The organism is Paenibacillus sp. J22FR5 (assembly GCF_059691975.1).
This window is the reverse complement of record NZ_JCAUAN010000003.1, coordinates 207470-227390: the sequence shown is the minus strand read 5'-3', so window position 1 is coordinate 227390 and position 19921 is coordinate 207470. Positions and strand designations below refer to the sequence as shown.

The following is a 19921-nucleotide window of genomic DNA, read 5'->3' as shown; positions in this document are numbered from 1 at the left end:
GGTTCTCACGAACCGCAGATGTCATGCTTACGATTTCACATCATTCACGGACTTGCATAAAGATTAATCTTTCTGTATAAATATACACGATTTTTCATTCATCGTATAGATGCTTCAAGTGATTTAGGCTTCAAATCGGAGCCTTTTCCGAACTTTTTATGACCAAACGACCTTACCGGAAGCAATTGTAACAACTGGCCAGCCTTTCAGCTCCCAACCGATAAACGGCGTGTTCTTGCTGCGTGATACGATCTCTTCTTTGAGAACTGCTTTTGGAGTATCTAGATCAACGATCGTAATGTCTGCCGCGCTTCCCACTTCTAATGTGCCATAGGGAAGTCCGAATACATCTGCTGGTTTCTTCGTCATGCGATCCACCAGGAAGCCAAGTGTCCATTTGCCTGTTAGGACAAATTTCGTGTACAACAAGGAGAATGCCGTTTCGAATCCGAGGATACCGAATGGTGCTAACATCATGCCTTTCGCTTTCTCTTCTTCAGTATGTGGTGCATGGTCAGTTACGATGATGTCGATTGTGCCATCCTCTAAGCCTTCGATGACTGCCTGTACATCACGCGGCGTGCGTAGTGGCGGGTTCATCTTCCAATTCGCGTCCATTCCTGGAATGTCTTCTTCTGACAGCACTAGATGATGCGGACATACCTCAGCAGTCACCTTGATGCCGAACTGCTTCGCATGACGGATCAATCGAACCGATTGCTCTGTGCTCACATGACATACATGGTAGTGAACGCCTGTCGCTTCAGCTAGCAGCACATCGCGGCCTACGTGAATCGCTTCGGATTCATTCGGTATGCCTTTCAAGCCGTGCTTCTTCGCAAAAGTTCCTTCGCTCACTGGCGCGCCAACAACCAATGTGTCATCTTCGCAGTGTGCGATGATCGGCATACCGATGGAAGCCGCTAAAGCCATGGCATCCTTCATCATTTGCGCGCTTTGTACGCCAACCCCATCGTCGGTGTAACCGATAACGCCCGCTTCTTTCAATGCTGCGAAATCTGTTAGCTCACGGCCGAGTTCATTCTTCGTAATCGTTCCGTAAGGAATGACGCGCACAACACCTTCTGTTGCTGCTTTATCTAATATGTAATTCACCGTATCTACGGTATCAATAACCGGTCTTGTGTTTGGCATACAAGCAATCGTTGTAAAGCCGCCTCTTGCCGCGGAGCGTGTGCCCGTCGCAATATTTTCTTTATGTTCAAAGCCAGGCTCTCTCAAGTGAACGTGCATATCAATGAAGCCAGGTGATACAAGCTTGCCAGCTGCGTCAATCACTTCATGACCCGCAGTTTGTGGCACTTCACCATTAGAAGCGTCCAGCACCTGTGCGATCTTATCATTTTCAACTAAAACGTGTTTTTTCGTTTGAACGTTATTGGCATCAACGGTAAGTCCGTTTAGAATCCAAATTCCCATGCTGTGAAATCCTCCTCAAGTTTATGATAAAGCTCGTTCGATGACGGCCATACGTATCGGCACGCCGTGAGCAATTTGTGTAAAGATTTTGGACTTATCATGCTCGACCAGTTCATCATCTAGCTCAACGTTGCGATTGACTGGAGCCGGATGCATGATGATCGCGTGAGGCGCCATGCGGCTTGCGCGTTCTACGGTTAATCCGTATTGCTCGCGGTATTCCTCAGCCGATTTGATAAGCCCTGTGTCGTGACGTTCCAGCTGCACACGCAGCATCATGATCACATCGGCTTTCAAAGCCTCCTCGAAGGTCACATACGGTGCGAACTGCGCTAGCTCTGGAGCCTGCATACTGGCAGGAGCACAGAACTGAACTTTCGCTCCTTGGGCGATGAGGCCCCAGAGGTTCGATCGAGCCACACGGCTGTGCAGAATGTCTCCGATGATGGAGACGGTCAATCCTTTGATGGCGCCGAACTGCTTGCGCATCGTATAGAAATCAAGCAACGCTTGCGTTGGATGCTCGTTATTGCCGTCCCCCGCGTTGATGAGCGGGATTTTGATTTTCTCAGCAAGCTCTTGCAGCACGCCATTCGGTTTCAGACGAATCACACCAGCATCGATACCCATGGATTCAAGAGTACGAACTGTATCGTAGATGGACTCGCCTTTTTGCACGCTGGATTCAGCTGCCGAGAAGTTCAGCACATCTGCACCTAGACGTTTTTGCGCGAGTTCAAAGGAGAAACGGGTTCTTGTACTATTTTCAAAAAATAAGTTAGATACGAATTTACCTTGAAATTGGTTGGTTACCTTGCTCGGGTTATGTTCCCAATAGGCTGCACGATCAAGAATGCTTGTGATCTCCTCTGCGCTTACGCCTTTCAGTCCCAAGAAATGTCTAGTTGTATATGTACTCACGCTACTCACTCCTGTTTCCCCCTTAGAATAATGACTTCATCTTTATGATCAATTTCCGTTAGTAACACTGCTATACTCTCACTCTTCGATGTAGGCACGTTCTTTCCAACGTAGTCAGGCCTGATCGGCAGCTCACGATGCCCTCTGTCTACAAGGACTGCTAGCTGAATCATTTGCGGTCTTCCCAAATCAATCAGGGCATCCATCGCCGCTCTCACTGTTCTGCCCGTGAACAGCACATCATCAAAGAGGATGATTTTGCGATCCTGAATTTGAAGTTTGCCGCCTTCTTGCACATTCTCCACCGACTTTACCTTCACGCGATCATCGCGGTAGGAAGTGATGTCGATCTCACCCACAGGGATCGGAATCCCTTCAATCTCTAGAATTCGTTCTGCTACTCGCTTCGCTAAGTAAATGCCTCGGGTCCGAATCCCAATCAACGTACAATTCTCAACACCTTTATTCTTTTCCAGTATCTCGTGTGCAATCCGCGTAAGTGCTCTGCGAATTCCCATTTCATCAATAATGGTGTGTTCGGCTGTTTCATTCATCGTTACTCGCCTCCTGGCAAAACTAGCTTAGTCCGTATTCACTTTCGTTTCCTGGTCAAAAACCAAAAACTCCTTGCCCAATTCTTGGCAAGGAGTCACGACTGCATAAAGAGATAGAGCGGGGCTTTGTTGGATGCGCACACCCTCAAGCTTACTGAATGCACGATTCAGTATTTCCCGACTTTTCTTATCGTTTTACCTTGCCAGCCTCTCTGGACTGTTTTTAAAGGCACATATGTAATTAAAAGAATTATGCCACTTTCGACATGATAAGTCAATATATTTCCTGCTTCTTTTTTTGAGCAAGTTCAAGACCATGTGTTATAATTTACATATAAATTCATTTTTTCACCTAGTTATTCCCAAAATCAATGCGGCAAAATGTTAAGGAGGAAACTATGTTCAAATTGTTTAGATTTTTGAAGCCTTACCGGGTTTCAGTGGTTGTCATCATTACGTTGATGCTTCTGCAATCACTAGCTCAACTGTATCTGCCAACACTCCTTTCTGACATTGTGGATGTCGGTGTTGTGAAAGGTGATGTTGGTTATATTCTGCGATTCGGGGCTTATATGCTTCTCGTCGCGATGGGAGGGATGGCCTGTGTCATGGTAGCAAGCTATCTGCTCGCCAAGACAGCAACAGGCTTCGGAAGGGATTTACGACGCAAGCTCTTCTCCCATGTCGAGAGCTTTTCCCTCAATGAATTTGATAAGCTTGGTACGTCATCGCTTATCACGAGAACTACAAATGACATCGCACAAGTTCAGCAATTGGTTGTCATGATGCGGATGTTCATTGGGGCACCTACCATGCTCATCGGTGGTGTTATTATGGCTACCTACAAGGATGCTCATCTTGCTAATGTACTGATCGCTGTGATCCCGATTCTAGCCCTCGTCATTATAGGCGTAATGCGGCAAGGACTTCCGTTATTCAAGACATTACAAGTAAGGATTGATAAGATCAATCTTGCGCTGCGGGAACATCTGACTGGCATTCGCGTGATACGCGCTTTCAACCGCTCGGACCACGAAAAGCTTAAATTTGAACGCGCCAATCAGGATTTTACGCAAACAGCCATTAAAGTTAATACGATCATGGCCACAATGATGCCTATCATGATGCTTGTATTCAACCTCGGCATCGTTGTTATTTTATGGTATGGCGGCATTCGAATCGATAATAATCAAATGCAAGTCGGCGATCTCATGGCCTTCATTCAATATGCGATGCAAATTATGTTCAGTATGTTCATGATGACGATGATTTTCATGATGATTCCCCGGGCATCTGCTTCTGCGGTTCGCATTAATGAAGTGCTGGCTATCGAATCCGTCGTACATAATGCTAAGAACGCTGTTAACCTGAAAGAGGATCAAATTACTGTTAATTTTAACCATGTAACCTTCAGTTACCCCGGTGCAGAGCAACCAGCTATCGAGGATATTACTTTTAGCGCTAGACCAGGCGAGGTTACAGCCATAATTGGCGGTACAGGTTCAGGCAAAACGACCCTAATCAATTTGCTCTTGCGATTTTATGATGTCCAGTCAGGTTCAATCACATTAAACGGGCAACCGCTACCTTCTCTTGCGCTAGAAAGCGTGCGTGAACAAATTGGATATGTCCCACAAAAAGCCGTTCTCTTCTCCGGTACAGTGGCCGAAAACCTCCGATTTGGGAATGATCTAGCCTCTGATGAGGAGCTTACTCATGCAGCTTCTACCTCACAAGCAGCCGATTTCATTGGCGGTATGAAAGACAACTTCCAGTCCATACTTGCACAAGGTGGCACCAATTTGTCCGGTGGTCAGAAACAGCGTCTTGCCATTGGTCGAGCACTTGCTCGCAAACCGAATATTTATATTTTCGACGACAGCTTCTCCGCATTAGATTTCAAGACGGATGCGAAGCTTCGAGCTGCACTAAAGTCAGAAACAGAACGTGCCACGTTGCTTATCGTCGCCCAGCGTGTTAGCACCATAATGGACGCTAATCAAATTATTGTCCTAGATGAAGGCAGAATCGCTGGAACTGGTACACATAATGAACTCATGAAAACTTGTGAGGTCTATCAAGAAATTGTTGCTTCTCAGCTATCAGAGGAGGAAAGTGCATGAGTGACAAACCAAAAGAACCACAACGACCCGCAGCAGGCATGAATCCAGGTTTTATTGGCCGTGGCGGTATGGCTGGCATGGGGATGCCTGTACAGAAGGCGAAGGATTTTAAGGGTACATTAAAAAGACTAATGACGTACATGCAGCCTTTTCGTGTCTCCATATCCTTTGTTCTCCTTGCAGCTATACTAAGCACACTATTTAGTATCGTTAGCCCGAAATTGATGGGTAACGCAGTTACGAAGTTATCTGAAGGCGCTATCGGCAAGTTCAAAGGCATCGCAGGAGCCAAAATCGATTTCGATGCGATCCTCCAGATCGTAATTATCCTAGCTGCTCTTTACATTTTCAGCTCCATATTAATGTATATCCAGCAACGAATCATGGTAAAAGTTACGCAGCGCATCGTATTTAATTTACGCAGAGATATTAGTGAAAAGCTTACGCGTGTTCCCTTATCTTTCTTCGATGCCAGAAGTCATGGCGATACCATGAGCAGAGCAACGAATGATGTGGATACGATAAGCTCAACGATGCAGCAAAGTTTAACGCAGCTCATCACGTCCATCGTCACTTTAATCGGGATCATTATCATGATGTTGACGATAAGTCCTCTTCTAACATTAGCTACAATTATTACCCTCCCGCTTAGCATTTTAGGAACAAAAATGATTGCTACCCGCTCTCAGAAATATTTTAAAGGGCAGCAACGTACCTTAGGTGAGCTCAACGGACATGTCGAAGAAATGTATACGGGACATACGATCGTGAAAGCTTTTGGAAGAGAACAGCAATCTGTTGATAAATTCAATGAAATTAACGATCGGCTGTATCATTCCGGCTGGAAGGCACAATTTATCTCAGGACTTATCTTTCCTTTGATGTCCTTTATCGGGAATATTGGTTATGTCCTCGTTAGCGTCATCGGCGGCATCATGGTTACGCATAATGCGATTAAAATTGGTGATATCCTAGCCTTTATCCAATATTCCGGTCAGTTTAGTATGCCGATTACACAAGTGGCGAATATTGCTAATGTCATTCAGTCTACGATTGCTGCTGCTGAGCGCATTTTTGAATTATTGGATGAACCGGAAGAAGTATTGGAGAAAAAGGTAACAGATACCGATATTCAAGTGAAGGGGCATGTGCAATTTGAAGATGTTTCCTTCTCCTATAAATCAGATACACCGCTAATTGACAATATGAATATCGATGTGAAGTCAGGTCAAACCGTAGCAATTGTCGGACCGACAGGCGCAGGCAAAACAACCATTGTCAATCTACTCATGCGTTTCTATGAATTGCAGAAGGGGTGCATCTCAATTGATGGCGTTGATTCACGGGAAATGTCACGCAGTCACCTTCGTGGATTGTTCGGTATGGTGCTGCAGGATACTTGGCTATTCAATGGCACAATCCGCGACAACATCGCTTATGGACGTCATGGTGCCACAGAGGATGAAATCGTCGAAGCCGCGCGCGCGGCCTACGCCGATCATTTCATTCGTACGTTACCAGATGGGTATGATACGATTTTAAATGAAGAAGCATCTAATCTATCCCATGGTCAAAAGCAGTTGCTTACAATTGCCCGTGCGATCCTAGCTGATCCAGCCATCTTGATTCTCGATGAAGCGACAAGCAGCGTCGACACTCGGACGGAAGTTTCTATCCAACGCGCGATGAATAATTTGATGGCGAATCGCACAAGCTTCGTGATTGCCCATCGGTTATCCACGATTCGTGAAGCTGATTTAATTCTTGTTATGAATCAAGGAACCGTCATTGAACAAGGTACGCATGGCGAGTTGCTCGCACAAGAAGGATTCTATGCCGAGCTGTATAATAGTCAATTTGCACAAAAAGCCGTGTGAAACAGATTGGCTCAAACGCCTCCTTTCTGCTAATATAGGAGAGTCAATCATAAATTTGAAGGAGATGTCACCATGACCGAAATGAATACCTTAGAAATTATCCAGTTTATTAAAGAAAGCAAAAAGAAAACTCCGGTGAAAGTATATGTAAAAGGAAACCTTGAAGGTCTTGAATTTGGCGAAGGCAGCCAAGCATTCATTTCCGGCGGTAGCGGTGTTGTTTTCGGTGAGTGGAGTGAGCTTCAACCCATCCTTGAAGCAAACAAAGATAAAGTAACTGATTTCGTCGTTGAAAACGATCGTCGTAACTCTGCTATTCCAATGCTAGATTTGAAACACATCAATGCTCGCATTGAGCCAGGTGCAGTTATCCGCGATAAAGTACATATTGGCGATAACGCAATTATCATGATGGGCGCATTGATCAACATCGGAGCTTCTGTTGGTGATGGCACGATGATCGACATGAACGCGGTACTTGGTGGACGTGCACAAGTAGGCAAAATGTGTCACATCGGCGCTGGTGCCGTTGTAGCTGGTGTTATCGAGCCTCCTTCCGCACAACCATGTGTGATCGAAGATGACGTTCTTGTTGGCGCTAACGCAGTTATCCTAGAAGGTGTTCGCATCGGTAAAGGTTCCGTTGTTGCAGCTGGAGCTATCGTAACACAAGATGTTGAAGAGTACACTGTCGTTGCAGGCGCACCTGCTCGTGTTATCAAAAAAGTAGACGACAAAACAAAATCCAAAACCGAAATTCTACAAGATCTACGCACCCTGTAAGGTGATCTGGAGGAAATCGTTATGTTTAGCCCTTTTGTAGAGCTGCGACGTCAGCTTCATCAAATCCCAGAACCGGGATTCCAAGAGTTCAAGACGCAGCAGCTTCTGCTTGACCAGTTGGCCAAGCTGTCACAGGAACGACTTACGATCCGCACTTGGCGTACGGGCATTCTGGTCTATATCAAAGGCTTAAACCCGAGCAAACGCTTCGGTTATCGCGCCGATATGGACGGGCTTCCGATCACGGAAGAGACTACACTTCCCTTCCCTTCTCAGCATCCAGGCTATATGCATGCATGCGGGCATGATTTTCACATGTCCATCGGGATGGGAGTTGTGACTCACTTCACGGAAAATCCGATGCAGGATGATCTCGTTGTGTTGTTCCAACCAGCAGAAGAAGGTCCTGGCGGTGCGTTGCCGATGCTTGACGCAGAGGAGTTGCAGGATTGGATGCCTGATCAGATGGTCGCGCTCCATATTGCACCGGAGTATCCTGTCGGAACGATTGCTGTCAGACCTGAAATCTTGTTCGCCAACACCTCGGAGCTATTCATTGATTTGCTAGGTAAAGGCGGCCATGCGGCCTATCCGCATCAAGCGAATGATATGATCATCGCGGCAACGCAGATGGTTGGGCAGCTTCAAACCATCGTGTCACGGAACGTGAATCCGCTGAATTCAGCTGTCATTACGATTGGTAAAATGGAAGCTGGGACGAAGCAGAATATAATCGCGGAGAAGGCTCGCTTAGAGGGGACAATTCGAACGTTATCTGCTGCTTCTATGGACAAGATCAAAGGACGCATTGAAGCCGTTACCGCAGGCATCGAAGCTTCATTCGAATGCAAAGTCTCCATCGATTGGGGCTCAAATTATCGCCAAGTCTATAATGATCCGGCATTGACAGTGGAATTCATGGACTGGCTTCGCGGACGTGACAATGTTACGTTGTTCGAATGTACAGAAGCGATGACCGGTGAAGACTTTGGTTACTTTTTAGAGAAGATCCCCGGCTTCATGTTCTGGCTTGGGGTGGATACACCACATGGCCTGCATAATGCCAAGCTTGATCCAGATGAGCGCGCGATTGATGTAGCCATCGAAACGATTACAGCGTATCTGCGATATAAATCTAGCTAAATTGAAAAACCTCCAAATCCCATGAACGGTGGTGATTTGGAGGTTTTTATTTATTGGATTGATAGTTGACAAGATGCTGACAACACATGCCTATGACTCGCGAATCCACTACCACCTCGCATCAAGCCGCATATGTCGATTCGGGAGAAATGGATTTACTAGCTATCAAAAAAAGGAACCGAAACTGCATCTGCAGCCAAGGTTCCTTTTCCTTTAAAGCTTACTCACAAACCGCTGAAGTCGATCCAGCGATTGCTCCAACACTTCCTGTGCATAAGCATATGAAATACGGATATAGCCTTCTCCGTAAGGAGTAAACGCATCTCCAGGTACGACCGCGACATGCTCTTCATGCAGCAGTCTCATCGCAAACTCTTGCGAGGATAAGCCGTACTGCGCAATGGATGGGAACAAATAGAACGCCCCATCCGGCTTTTCTAGCTCGATACCCATCGCGAGCAACCGTCCGTAGACGTAGTCTCTACGCGCTGCATAAGCCTCGCGCATGGGCAGCGCATCGTCGATGCCAACCGTCAACGCCTCCAAAGCGGCGTACTGGCTTACAGAGCTAGCGCAGGTTACATTATACTGGTGAACCTTCACCATGTGCTCTGTGAGATAGGCAGGCGCCATTGTGAAACCAATCCGCCAGCCTGTCATGGCATGCGATTTGGACAAGCCATTAATGACAATCGTCTTCTCTCTTAGCTTCCCTACGGATGCGATGGAATGATGACGAACCCCATAAACCAACTCGCTATAAATTTCGTCGGACAAAACAAACAAATCGCGATCCGCCAACAATTCCGCTAAATCAGTAATTTCCTGCTCCGTCAGTACCTGCCCTGTTGGATTCGATGGATAACATAGAATAACACAACGCGTTTTATCCGTTAAGTATGGCCCCAACAACTCCGCAGTTAGCTTTAAGCCGTTCTCTCTTGTATCCACATAAACCGGAACGCCTCCAGCTAAACGGATTAAAGGTTCATAACCAGGATAAATCGGAGCCGGAATGATGACCTCAGCGCCTGGGGTCAGAATCGTCCGCAATGTGATATCGACGGCTTGGCTAGCCCCAGCTGTGACGATAATTTCATCCGCCGCGCGATATACCTGCCCGTATTTGACCTGTACAAAGTTAGAAACAGCTTCACGAAGCTCTAGTAGTCCCGGATTTTGCGTGTAGACGGTTTTGTTCTGATCCAAAGCTCTTTGACCCGCTTCGATTATATGTCGCGGCGTTGGGAAATCAGGCTGCCCAATTGTTAACGTTAACGCACCAGGAATAGTGCTGACCAAATTCGAAATTTTGCGAATACCGGAAATTTGAATGTCTTTCACTTGCGGATTAATCAAATGTTCCAACATATCCAGCTCTCCTCTCTCCCTCGAACAAGAACTAGGTTGTCCGTATCGTTTGTATCAGGTTCTCCATATCCGGAGGAATAGGCGCTTCAAACTGCAGCCATTCCCCAGAACGCGGATGTTTGAAGCCTAGAATCGCAGCATGCAACGCTTGACCGTCCATCAGCATGCCTTTGCTTTTCCCGTACATCGGATCTCCTACGAGTGGATGGCCAATGAACTTCATATGTACGCGAATTTGATGCGTACGCCCAGTTTCAAGCTTCAACTCGACTAGGGTGAAGTCCCCAAAACGCTCCATTACGACAAAGTGCGTCACCGCGGTCTTGCTGTTTTTCTCTGTCACCGTATACATCTTACGATCATGCGAATCCCGGCCAATAGGTGCATCGATCGTCCCTTGATCATGCTGAATATGTCCGTGGACCAAGGCAATATACTTACGGTTAACTGAATGTGATTTCAATTGCTCAGCAAGACTCGCATGTGCTTTATCATTTTTGGCAGACATAATTAATCCTGAAGTGTCTTTATCTATACGATGAACAATACCTGGGCGAAGCTCGCCATTAATACCAGATAAGTCTTTACAGTGGTACATTAAAGCATTCACTAAGGTACCCGAATAATGTCCAGGCGCCGGATGAACGACAAGACCTCTCTGCTTGTTTATTACGATGACATCGCTATCCTCATACACCACATTTAGCGGAATGTTTTCAGCTACAAGCTCTACGCCTTGAGGTTCAGGAATTTGCAACGCTATCACATCTTGCACCGATAATTTATAATTTGGCTTTACCGCTTTCCCATTCACCTTAACGTGACCGTCTTTGACCCATTGTTGGACAAGTGTTCTTGAAATATCTTCTTCCAACGCTTCTGTAATCCATTTATCAATCCGTTCGTTGGCAAATTGATCTTCAACTGTCCATTCAATCGGTTCTTGGGATGTGGAATCAGGTGAGGTCTGGTTTGTGTTCATGTGTTGCTCCTTTTTTCTCGTTTCTTGCTGCAAATATGGATTCAATAAAGATTAGAATAACCCCTACTACAATACAGGAATCAGCAACATTGAAGATCGGGAAAATATAATCAATCTCTTTGCCAAAAAAGCTGAAATCAAATGTAAACTGGAAGAAATCGACGACTTCCGCAAACCAGACGCGATCCACAAAATTACCGAGTGCTCCACCAAATAGTAAACTAAGTGCGAAAGGTAATAGTATCTTGCCTTCCTTAATTGTGCGACGCATGTACCAAATAATGGCACATAGCACAATCGTCGTAATCACAATAAAAAACCAACGTTGATTTTGTAAAATGCCAAAAGCGGCACCACGATTACGATGGGAAGTAATCATGAAAAAATCGCCAATGACTGGGCGTTCCTCGCCGAGTGGAACCTTTTTTACGATGATCCACTTCGTTACCTGATCCAAGATAAAAGCAAGAAGCGCATAGGCGTAATATTTCAAATATTTCATGTTTATTCCTCCTACAATATTGAGAGCATGTACATACCTAATTTGCAAGGAATTACCTCACTAAAAAAAGCGGTCTATCGGCATGATAAACGGTATGAATGAGCTGTTTGAAGGGAGCCGTATGACCTATGAGCCATTTAACTGAAGAACAATTAAAAACGTTATATGTACAACTATTGGAGGAAAAGGTTGCACTTGAAAAACATTTTGCTACTAATGACAAATTCGGACTCGCTAATTCCTTCTCTGATTCCATTGGAGAGTTATCCATGTATGATAATCATCCAGGAGATATCGGATCCGAAGTTTTCGAACGAGCGAAAGATATCTCACTCAATGAACATGCTGAAATGCATTTACAACAAGTCAATGAAGCTTTAGCTCGTATGGAAAGCGGCGAATACGGCATTTGTGTATTTAGCCATCAACCTATTCCCTATGAACGCCTACAAGCCATTCCAACCACTTTATACAGCATCGAACATGTTCCCGATCCAGATCAATCTTTCCGACGCCCTGTGGAAGAGCAAGTTCTTTATCCGCCTTTCGGTCGAACGAGCTTCGATGAACGAAACGACGAAACCGAATTCGATGGTGAAGATGCTTGGCAAATCGTAGAGAGTTGGGGAACCTCGAACACACCTGCATTCGCCGAAAGTAACCAAGTTGAAAGCTACAACGACATGTACATCGAAGCCGATGAGTTAGAAGGCTATGTGGAATCTTTCGAAAGCTTCGTAGCCACGGATCTATATGGTGAACATGTTACCATTGTAAGAAGTAAAGCCTACAACGAATATATGCATAGTGATGAAGGTGATCCTTTCCTTGAACCTGAAAGAACTGCCGATTTGGATGATGAGTGAGAAAAACTTCTATCGAAGTAATTCGAGGATGAGCGACCACATCTAGAGATTGTTTTTATCGCTAATAAGAATTTGTTTTTCCGAGCACCGAAAACTTATTCATTCTTATGTGGTAAATAGCCCGATTAAAAACAGGACAAACGAGCTTCGCATTGTGCGTAAGCTCGTTTGGTTCCTCTACTCGTGATAATGAGCAGTCACAACATCGTTACATCTGACACAGAGTGTTGGATGCTCTTTACTGTGCCCAACCTCTGGTGTCACTATCCAACAACGTTCACATTTTTCACCGTCTGCAACAGCGATTGCAATGGTAACATCTTTGGACTGAAGAGCACCTTCAGGTACTGATGACGTACCTACCGGGTGAAGGTTAACAGCGGATACGATGAATAACTGATCCAATTGCTCGAATTGTGTTAACAACGCGAACATTGCTTCATTCGGATACAAATTCACAGCTGCTCCCAAGGAATTACCAATGACTTTCTCCTTACGCGCTTCTTCTAATGCTTTCAAAACATCATCTCTTACTTCCAAGAAGGAGTTCCATTTATTTTCCAATTCCTCGTTATATACATTCGCCTCTACTTCCGGTAATTCCGCAAGTTGCACGGAGCTTAACGTTACACCAGGGATGTATTTCCAAACTTCATCCGCTGTATGTGGTAGAATCGGTGCGATCAGTTTCGTAATCGCTGTAAGTGCAGCATATAACACGGTTTGTGAAGCTTTACGTGCTGGATCCTCAGCCGCATTCGCATAGAGTCGATCCTTGATGATATCCAAATAGAAGGAGCTCATTTCCACAGCACAGAAATGGTGAATTGTTTGATATACCACATGGAATTCGTAGGCTTCATAAGCTTTGACAACCTTCTCGATCATACGGTTCAAACGAATGAGCGCATAACGATCTAGCTCGGATAAACTCGTAGTTGCGACGCGATCTGTTTCAGGGTTGAACTGACTCAAGTTCCCTAATAAGAAACGCATCGTGTTACGGATTTTACGATAAACCTCTGTCGTTTGGTTCAAAATATTATCTGAAATCCGGTGATCGGATTGATAATCCACGGAAGAAACCCATAGCCGAAGAATATCTGCGCCTAATTTGCCACACACCACATTCGGATCAATCGTGTTGCCGATCGATTTGGACATTTTTCTGCCTTCGCCATCCAGCGTAAAGCCATGACTGAGAATACCTTTATACGGCGATTTCTCTCTCGTAGCAACACCCGTGATCAGGGATGAATTGAACCATCCACGATATTGATCAGAGCCTTCGAGATACAAATCAGCAGGCCATTGAAGCTCTCGACGCGACTCAAGAACTGCCACATGACTGGATCCGGAGTCAAACCATACGTCCATAATGTCTGTTTCTTTACGGAACTCACCTTGCCCACATTTGGAACAGCTAGTGCCGTGTGGAAGGAGATCCTTCTCATCTTTGATGAACCAAGCATTCGAGCCTTCTTGCTCAAATAATTGCGCTACATGCTCAATCGTTTGCTCGTTCACAAGCGGCTCATTACAGCTGCGGCAATAGAAAATCGGGATTGGAACCCCCCAGGCCCGTTGTCTCGAAATACACCAGTCTCCACGATCTGCGATCATGTTATGCAGGCGAACTTCGCCCCACTCCGGTGTCCATTTCACTTGCTTGATTTCGTCCAGCATCTCTTGTCTGAATTTATCGATCGACGCAAACCATTGCTCCGTTGCACGATAAATAACAGGCTTCTTCGTACGCCAATCGTGCGCGTATTGATGCTGAATATCTGCAGCTTTCAGCAATAGACCAGACTCTTGCAGCTTCTCGATAATGAGCTTGCCGCCTTTTTCATAGAACATGCCTTCATAGCCTGGCGCTTCTGCCGTAAAATGACCTTGGTCGTCCACGGGACACAGCACACCAATATTATAGCGTTGTCCAATCGCGAAGTCGTCTTCCCCATGTCCTGGTGCGGTATGAACGCAGCCAGTACCTGCCTCTAGTGTCACGTGCTCGCCAACCATCACGAGGGATTCACGATCGTAGAAAGGATGTTGGCACGTTACAAACTCCAACTCACTGCCTTTTACCGTCGCTAGAACTTCGTACTCGCTCCAACCGATTTCTTTAGCCGCTGAAGCTAGTAAGCCTTGTGCTAACACATATTTCTTGCCATTCGCTTGCACAACCGCATACTCGAATTCAGGGTGTAGAGAGATACCCAAGTTCGCTGGTAATGTCCAAGCTGTTGTTGTCCAAATGACGATAGAAGCATCTTGAGGAAGCTTACCTTTGCCATCTTTTACTGGGAACGCCACATAGATGGAAGTTGATGTTTTCTCTTTGTACTCGATTTCCGCTTCAGCCAAGGCGCTTTCGGAGGAAGGAGACCAGTAGACAGGCTTCAACCCTTTGTAAACGAAGCCTTTCTGCACCATCGTACCGAAAACCCGGATTTGCTGTGCTTCATAGCCAGGTTGCAGCGTGATGTAAGGGTTCTTCCAATCTCCGCGAATACCTAGACGTTGGAATTGACTTTTCTGCTTCTCAACCGATTGCAGCGCGTACTCTTTGCAATATTCACGAAACTCAGGAACAGTCATCTTCTTACGATCGACTTTCCCGCTGTTTGTTATCACTTGCTCGATCGGCAAGCCATGCGTATCCCAGCCAGGCACGTAAGGCGCGTCGAAACCTTGCAGTGTTTTGAATCTCACGATAATATCTTTCAGCACTTTGTTTAGTGCATGACCGATATGAATATCTCCATTCGCATAGGGTGGTCCATCATGTAAAATGAACTTCGTTCTGCCCTTACGACTTTCCTGTACTTTGGCATAAATGTCTTCCGCTTCCCAATGCTCTTGCATTTTCGGTTCCGCTTGCGGCAAATTACCTCTCATCGGAAATTCGGTTTGTAATAGATTTAATGTTTTGCCATAATCCATGCTTACCACTCCATCCCTACTTCAATCTGTGAGAAAACCTATATCGAGGTTATTCAAGGATGAGCGACCGCGTTAGAGGTTAGTTTTATCGCCAATAAGAAAGCCGTTTTCAGAAACCGAAAACTTATACTTTCTTATGTGGTAAAAACAAAAAAAGCCTCTCATCCCCAAAAAGGGACGAGAAACTCAACTCGCGGTACCACCCTCGTTAAAAAGCATCATGAACACACGCCTTAGGCGAGCCGAACACAGCTTCTTCACTCGATCATGTGTAACGGCATGACCCGTTTCTCCCTACTCACTTCAAGAGACGCTCCTGGGGGATATTCGGTACGCTGCAGAGATTAGGCTCACACCAAAACCCTAATTCGCTGACACTGCTCATAACGTCCTACTCGTTCCAGTCATAGCTTTATTGCGATACATTTAACAGGAGTATAACCAATTCGACAGTCATAGTCAATATGAGAATGGCCTATGGCACTATGCCTACTCTTCCGTATGTTCAAACTGCATACTTTGCCAGCCTTCTGTGTTCAATAATTCAAGTTGAGCTTCAAGTAATGTCCGAAAGCGCGTGCGATAGATGGAAGCTTGCTTCTTCAGCTCTTCAATTTCAAGAGCTACTTTGCGAGAGCGCGTCAACGATTCGTTAATAATGCGATCCGCATTCTTCTCTGCTTCCTTCAAAATAAGCTGTGCTTCTTTCTTCGAATTGCTTCTGACTTCATCCGCTGCTTCCTGTGCAACGATAATCGTCTTACTCAACGACTCCTCAATATGCGTGAAATGATCCAAACGCTCTTGCAAGGCTAACGTTTGATTCTGTAAATCCTTATTCTCACGAATGAGGGCCTCGTAGTCTTTGATGACTTGATCTAGGAATTCGTTAACTTGATCTTCATCATAACCGCGAAACGAACGTGAAAACTCCTTATTATGTATATCTAGCGGTGTTAATGGCATCAGTGCCCCTCCTTAGCGTTTTGCGTAGCAAAATTGACTTCGTAAGTATATGCTAAGCTTATCTGAAAGCTAGCCTACACCCATGTCTATACAGTTCAGTTCGACAGAAAATTAGCAATTCCTGCAAAGTTCGTGGATAAATTATCCACGATCATGCAAACTTGCCAATCTTCACACGAATTCGACCTTTTTTCGATACGCCTTCCACTTCAAGCACTTTAAATCTACCAAAGCCCTGCAAGGAGATCATATCCCCTTCCTTCAGCGGCTTACTTGGATCTTCTTCCACCTTCCAGTTCACGCGGCATCGGCCTGCTTGGATCGGTAGCAGCACTTTGGCTCGACTTAATCGGAATACATCGCTTACAATACCGTCCATGCGCATGGAGGCAACGGATAGATGAAGCTCATCCAATTGCACTTGCGCTAGCTCTAACTTATCTAAAGAGAGCAACTCCGTTTGAACATGTACTCTATGTACTTGGGACAAATTTAAATGCAAATAATCGGCTGCATCCTGGGTCACCAGACAATGGCAGCCACCCTCTATAACATGAATATCGCCAACCTTGTCTCGCTTCATGCCGAGTCCAAGAATGGCGCCCATGTAATCTCCATGTTCTAATGTTAGAAATTTGCCATCCCCTGAGGAAACAGCTAGCACAGCCATAGCCATGTCTTCGCCTTCCAAGCTCCGATAATCAGGGGCAATTAAGGCTCGCCTGCGTTCTGCTGCCTCATAACCGCCATCCAAACGGCAATGTACATCCGGGTGTCGGTTGACGAGTGAATTCAGAATGAAAGCTTGTCTAGGATCGAGAAAATCGGTTAATTTCACAGCATGCTGCTCTGCAGCTCGCTCAACCCAATCCCAGGCCTTATCGACAAAATGATGCTCGTCGGAGTGAAAATGACCATAGAGTTCATTAACCAATGTTAAAATAACCCCGCGATGAACTGAAGCACTGCGATAATCCCCATCACCACGAATTTCAAAGCGATCAATCCCACAATTGGCGAAAGATCAATGAAACCTATGCTAGGGATGATCTTGCGGAACGGACTTAAATACGGTTCAACCAGCTTCGCAAGCAGTCCACCGACAAAACTGCCACGTGCATTTGGAAACCAGGATAAGATCAAGTAACCAATAATCATGAAATAATAAATTTCTTGTAAAATAATTAAAAAAGAGTAAACGTTATCCACGTAGTTTTCCACCTCTATCTCTGTGTTTGGATATGCGTCTATTCTTCGCCCATCATCTCGGAGATGTGGCCATGAATATCTACTGAATCTGGTGTACAGAGAAAGATATTCGGTCCAAGCTTAGAGATAGACCCATTCAATGCGTAAACAGTACCACTCAAGAAATCTACGATTCGTATGGCTTGATCACCACGAACGCGCTGCAAATTAACAACAACAGCTCGACGGGCACGTAGATGGTCTGCGATATCCTGCGTTTCCTCATAAGTGCGAGGCTCACTTAGGACAACGCGTGAATTCTTCTGTGAATGTATACTAACGACATTCGCCTTATTTTTATTACGTAATTCATAGGGATTGGTTTCAGGTTCTTCTGTTGCTTCTACAATCCGTTCACGCTCTACAATTTCTTCCTCTTCCTGAAGCCCCAGAAAATTCATAAATCGGTTATATACACCCATATTGGTCCCCTCCTGACGAAATCATACATCGGAATCAAGTTTTGACTCCTAGCCCTCTTTGCCTACCAAAACTGTACCTAAGCGCACCCAAGTTGCACCTTCTTCAATCGCAACCTCAAAGTCGCCTGACATACCCATCGATAACTCATTCACTTCATAAGGAAACAGATTGCGTTCATTCAATTGATCCCGCAACTCTCGTAAACCTCGAAAAACGGGTCTCGTTTCTTCGGATTCGAGCTCATAAGGTGCCATTGTCATCAAGCCGCATACACGAATACGTGCAAGCTTACTTACTTCCTCAGCAAAATGGAAGAACTCATCGGTTGCAACTCCATATTTCGTTGCTTCGCCGGAAATATTCACTTGCAAGAAGCAATTGACTTCTATCCCTAATGCGGCTGCCTGCTTGTCCAATTCCTTAGCAAGAGACATCCGATCAAGAGAGTGAATATAGGCAAATTTGCCGATAACATCCTTCACCTTATTCGTCTGCAGATGACCAAGAAAATGCCACGTTCCTCGCTCATGCAGGGCTTCCCATTTTGGTTTGACATCTTGCCAACGATTCTCACCAATATGCAGTAGACCCGTGTTCAACACTTGTTCAGTTGTTTCTAAAGATACATATTTGGTAACAGCAATGATCTTAATTTCATTCTCTTGACGGCCTGATTGCCGACATACTGCTGCAATCCGAGCTTCAACCTCTTGTTTGCGTTCTAATACGCTCATTTTACCCTACACCTCAATTCAACACACCTTGCTAGTTCCTCTCAACGTAGACCGATCCAAGCAATCATTCGTCCTGTGGAACCCCCCTCTTTTCGATGTGAAAAGAAGAGATCTGTTCGGCAACTCGTACATAACTGAGTTACTTCGATATGGGACGACAAAATTCCTGCTTGCTCGATCAATTTTCGATTTAATTGTCGTAAATTCAACATATACTTATCTTTGCCCTTATCGGTGATAACAGCTTTTTGTGCTTCTGGTGACGTCTGAGTTTCCTTCAGGACTTGCCTTACACGGGATGCTACCGTTTCATCAACCTCATAGCAGCACGCGCCAATCGAGGGGCCAATAGCCGCATGGATATCAGACGGCTGGCTACCAAAAGTATGTGTCATTAAGGATATTGTAGCCATGGAAATGTTTAACACAGTTCCTTTCCATCCTGCGTGCGCAAGCCCAACCACTTGCCTAACAGGATCGTAGAAAAACAAAGGAACACAATCAGCAAACTGCGCGCAGAGAACGATACCTTTCTCCCTCGTAATAAAACCATCCGTTGCTTGAAAAGCAGTTTCCCTGCTTTCTCGCCCCATTCCTTGCTCCTTTAGACTAACGATAGCGATGTCTTTCCCATGTACCTGCTCTGCATACGTAAAGGACGCGAATGGCTGCCCTAGGGCGTCAGCAATGCGCTCACGATTACGTACGACATCTGTCCTATTATCGTTCACATGCAGCCCACAATTTAGCGTGGAAAAGGGAGCCTGGCTAACTCCGCCTAAACGAGAAGTAAAGCCCGCAGTGAGTTCAGGAAATCTATCCATCCATGGCGCAATGGTTAAAAGGACCGGTTGATCCTCGTTAGATTCTTGTGATTGTACGATAAATGGTTCCAAACCCAATCTCCTCCATCTTTTCTCTTCCTTCTACTTTAACACACAAAATAAACGGAAACACGTCCATCTTAGATCGTTACATTTATCAAGAAATAGTGCCGACTGACCAAGTGAAACAGATACATGCATCTATCTAAACAAAA

At 45.3% G+C, this 19921-nt stretch carries 18 protein-coding genes and 1 other annotated feature; of the genes, 5 read left to right on the top strand and 13 right to left on the bottom strand.

Annotation, left to right across the window (positions count from 1 at the left end; translation table 11 throughout):
• Nucleotides 1-156: 156 nt before the first annotated feature.
• From pyrC to pyrR, 3 genes are read right to left on the bottom strand one after another with little or no spacing between them, the layout of a single operon-like run.
• Complete coding sequence (gene pyrC, locus AC58P7_RS07275) at nucleotides 157-1440, bottom strand: dihydroorotase (RefSeq protein WP_497341291.1); 1284 nt, start codon at nucleotides 1438-1440, stop codon at nucleotides 157-159.
• 21 nt (nucleotides 1441-1461) lie between these two features.
• Nucleotides 1462-2370, bottom strand: a complete 909-nt coding sequence (locus AC58P7_RS07270; protein ID WP_497341289.1) for an aspartate carbamoyltransferase catalytic subunit — start codon at nucleotides 2368-2370, stop codon at nucleotides 1462-1464.
• Nucleotides 2367-2915, bottom strand: coding sequence for a bifunctional pyr operon transcriptional regulator/uracil phosphoribosyltransferase PyrR (gene pyrR / locus AC58P7_RS07265; RefSeq protein WP_497341287.1), 549 nt, complete (start codon nucleotides 2913-2915; stop codon nucleotides 2367-2369). Before pyrR ends, AC58P7_RS07270 begins: the two co-directional genes overlap by 4 nt.
• Before the next feature lie 398 nt (nucleotides 2916-3313).
• On the opposite strand from pyrR, the gene AC58P7_RS07260 reads away from it, so the two are divergent.
• The 4 genes from AC58P7_RS07260 to AC58P7_RS07245 all read left to right on the top strand — a co-directional run bounded on the left by AC58P7_RS07260 (nucleotide 3314) and on the right by AC58P7_RS07245 (nucleotide 8841).
• Nucleotides 3314-5038 carry an ABC transporter ATP-binding protein gene (locus tag AC58P7_RS07260; protein ID WP_497341285.1) on the top strand — a complete coding sequence of 575 codons (1725 nt, stop codon included), beginning with the start codon at nucleotides 3314-3316 and terminating at the stop codon, nucleotides 5036-5038.
• Complete coding sequence (locus tag AC58P7_RS07255; protein ID WP_497341283.1) at nucleotides 5035-6915, top strand: ABC transporter ATP-binding protein; 1881 nt, start codon at nucleotides 5035-5037, stop codon at nucleotides 6913-6915. The genes AC58P7_RS07260 and AC58P7_RS07255 overlap by 4 nt, the downstream gene beginning before the upstream one ends.
• Before the next feature lie 72 nt (nucleotides 6916-6987).
• Nucleotides 6988-7698 (top strand): 2,3,4,5-tetrahydropyridine-2,6-dicarboxylate N-acetyltransferase, encoded by a 711-nt coding sequence (gene dapD / locus AC58P7_RS07250; RefSeq protein ID WP_497341281.1) that lies wholly within the window; start codon nucleotides 6988-6990, stop codon nucleotides 7696-7698.
• A 21-nt stretch (nucleotides 7699-7719) separates the two neighbouring features.
• A complete protein-coding gene (locus AC58P7_RS07245) occupies nucleotides 7720-8841 on the top strand; it encodes an N-acetyldiaminopimelate deacetylase (protein WP_497341279.1) in 1122 nt (373 codons plus the stop codon).
• Nucleotides 8842-9054: 213 nt separating this feature from the next.
• Here the strand turns inward: AC58P7_RS07245 and AC58P7_RS07240 are convergent, their stop codons facing one another.
• Genes AC58P7_RS07240 through lspA form a run of 3 tightly spaced genes read right to left on the bottom strand, consistent with a single transcriptional unit; the run spans nucleotide 9055 to nucleotide 11687 of the window.
• A complete protein-coding gene (locus tag AC58P7_RS07240) occupies nucleotides 9055-10209 on the bottom strand; it encodes an aminotransferase A (RefSeq protein ID WP_497341564.1) in 1155 nt (384 codons plus the stop codon).
• A 34-nt stretch (nucleotides 10210-10243) separates the two neighbouring features.
• Complete coding sequence (locus AC58P7_RS07235; protein WP_497341277.1) at nucleotides 10244-11194, bottom strand: RluA family pseudouridine synthase; 951 nt, start codon at nucleotides 11192-11194, stop codon at nucleotides 10244-10246.
• Nucleotides 11169-11687, bottom strand: coding sequence for a signal peptidase II (gene lspA / locus AC58P7_RS07230; protein WP_497341562.1), 519 nt, complete (start codon nucleotides 11685-11687; stop codon nucleotides 11169-11171). The genes AC58P7_RS07235 and lspA overlap by 26 nt, the downstream gene beginning before the upstream one ends.
• Nucleotides 11688-11824: 137 nt before the next feature.
• Between lspA and AC58P7_RS07225 the strand changes: the two genes are divergently transcribed.
• A complete protein-coding gene (locus tag AC58P7_RS07225; protein WP_497341275.1) occupies nucleotides 11825-12562 on the top strand; it encodes a TraR/DksA C4-type zinc finger protein in 738 nt (245 codons plus the stop codon).
• Nucleotides 12563-12739: 177 nt separating this feature from the next.
• Here the strand turns inward: AC58P7_RS07225 and ileS are convergent, their stop codons facing one another.
• The 7 genes from ileS to pgeF form a co-directional block, all read right to left on the bottom strand.
• On the bottom strand, nucleotides 12740-15511 hold the full coding sequence (gene ileS / locus AC58P7_RS07220; protein ID WP_497341273.1) for an isoleucine--tRNA ligase: 2772 nt from the start codon (nucleotides 15509-15511) through the stop codon (nucleotides 12740-12742).
• A gap of 170 nt (nucleotides 15512-15681) precedes the next feature.
• Nucleotides 15682-15928: a binding site (T-box leader), on the bottom strand.
• Nucleotides 15929-16000: 72 nt separating this feature from the next.
• Nucleotides 16001-16477 carry a DivIVA domain-containing protein gene (locus tag AC58P7_RS07215; protein ID WP_497341271.1) on the bottom strand — a complete coding sequence of 159 codons (477 nt, stop codon included), beginning with the start codon at nucleotides 16475-16477 and terminating at the stop codon, nucleotides 16001-16003.
• A 151-nt stretch (nucleotides 16478-16628) separates the two neighbouring features.
• Nucleotides 16629-17411 carry a YlmH family RNA-binding protein gene (locus AC58P7_RS07210; RefSeq protein ID WP_497341269.1) on the bottom strand — a complete coding sequence of 261 codons (783 nt, stop codon included), beginning with the start codon at nucleotides 17409-17411 and terminating at the stop codon, nucleotides 16629-16631.
• A 2-nt stretch (nucleotides 17412-17413) separates the two neighbouring features.
• The gene (locus tag AC58P7_RS07205; protein WP_497341267.1) at nucleotides 17414-17686 is read right to left on the bottom strand and encodes a YggT family protein; all 273 of its coding nucleotides are present in this window, start codon (nucleotides 17684-17686) and stop codon (nucleotides 17414-17416) included.
• A gap of 38 nt (nucleotides 17687-17724) precedes the next feature.
• The gene (locus AC58P7_RS07200) at nucleotides 17725-18147 is read right to left on the bottom strand and encodes a cell division protein SepF (protein WP_056612633.1); all 423 of its coding nucleotides are present in this window, start codon (nucleotides 18145-18147) and stop codon (nucleotides 17725-17727) included.
• 48 nt (nucleotides 18148-18195) lie between these two features.
• Nucleotides 18196-18882 carry a YggS family pyridoxal phosphate-dependent enzyme gene (locus AC58P7_RS07195; RefSeq protein ID WP_497341265.1) on the bottom strand — a complete coding sequence of 229 codons (687 nt, stop codon included), beginning with the start codon at nucleotides 18880-18882 and terminating at the stop codon, nucleotides 18196-18198.
• Between the two features lie 41 nt (nucleotides 18883-18923).
• Nucleotides 18924-19778, bottom strand: coding sequence for a peptidoglycan editing factor PgeF (pgeF, locus tag AC58P7_RS07190; RefSeq protein ID WP_497341263.1), 855 nt, complete (start codon nucleotides 19776-19778; stop codon nucleotides 18924-18926).
• Nucleotides 19779-19921 lie beyond the last annotated feature (143 nt).

Coding starts and splice junctions, on each gene's coding strand:
- pyrC (WP_497341291.1), bottom strand. CDS start 1,440: ATGGGAATTTGGATTCTAAACGGACTTACCGTTGATGCCAATAACGTT.
- pyrR (WP_497341287.1), bottom strand. CDS start 2,915: ATGAATGAAACAGCCGAACACACCATTATTGATGAAATGGGAATTCGC.
- AC58P7_RS07260 (WP_497341285.1), top strand. CDS start 3,314: ATGTTCAAATTGTTTAGATTTTTGAAGCCTTACCGGGTTTCAGTGGTT.
- AC58P7_RS07255 (WP_497341283.1), top strand. CDS start 5,035: ATGAGTGACAAACCAAAAGAACCACAACGACCCGCAGCAGGCATGAAT.
- dapD (WP_497341281.1), top strand. CDS start 6,988: ATGACCGAAATGAATACCTTAGAAATTATCCAGTTTATTAAAGAAAGC.
- AC58P7_RS07245 (WP_497341279.1), top strand. CDS start 7,720: ATGTTTAGCCCTTTTGTAGAGCTGCGACGTCAGCTTCATCAAATCCCA.
- AC58P7_RS07235 (WP_497341277.1), bottom strand. CDS start 11,194: ATGAACACAAACCAGACCTCACCTGATTCCACATCCCAAGAACCGATT.
- AC58P7_RS07225 (WP_497341275.1), top strand. CDS start 11,825: ATGAGCCATTTAACTGAAGAACAATTAAAAACGTTATATGTACAACTA.
- ileS (WP_497341273.1), bottom strand. CDS start 15,511: ATGGATTATGGCAAAACATTAAATCTATTACAAACCGAATTTCCGATG.
- AC58P7_RS07215 (WP_497341271.1), bottom strand. CDS start 16,477: ATGCCATTAACACCGCTAGATATACATAATAAGGAGTTTTCACGTTCG.
- AC58P7_RS07200 (WP_056612633.1), bottom strand. CDS start 18,147: ATGGGTGTATATAACCGATTTATGAATTTTCTGGGGCTTCAGGAAGAG.
- AC58P7_RS07195 (WP_497341265.1), bottom strand. CDS start 18,882: ATGAGCGTATTAGAACGCAAACAAGAGGTTGAAGCTCGGATTGCAGCA.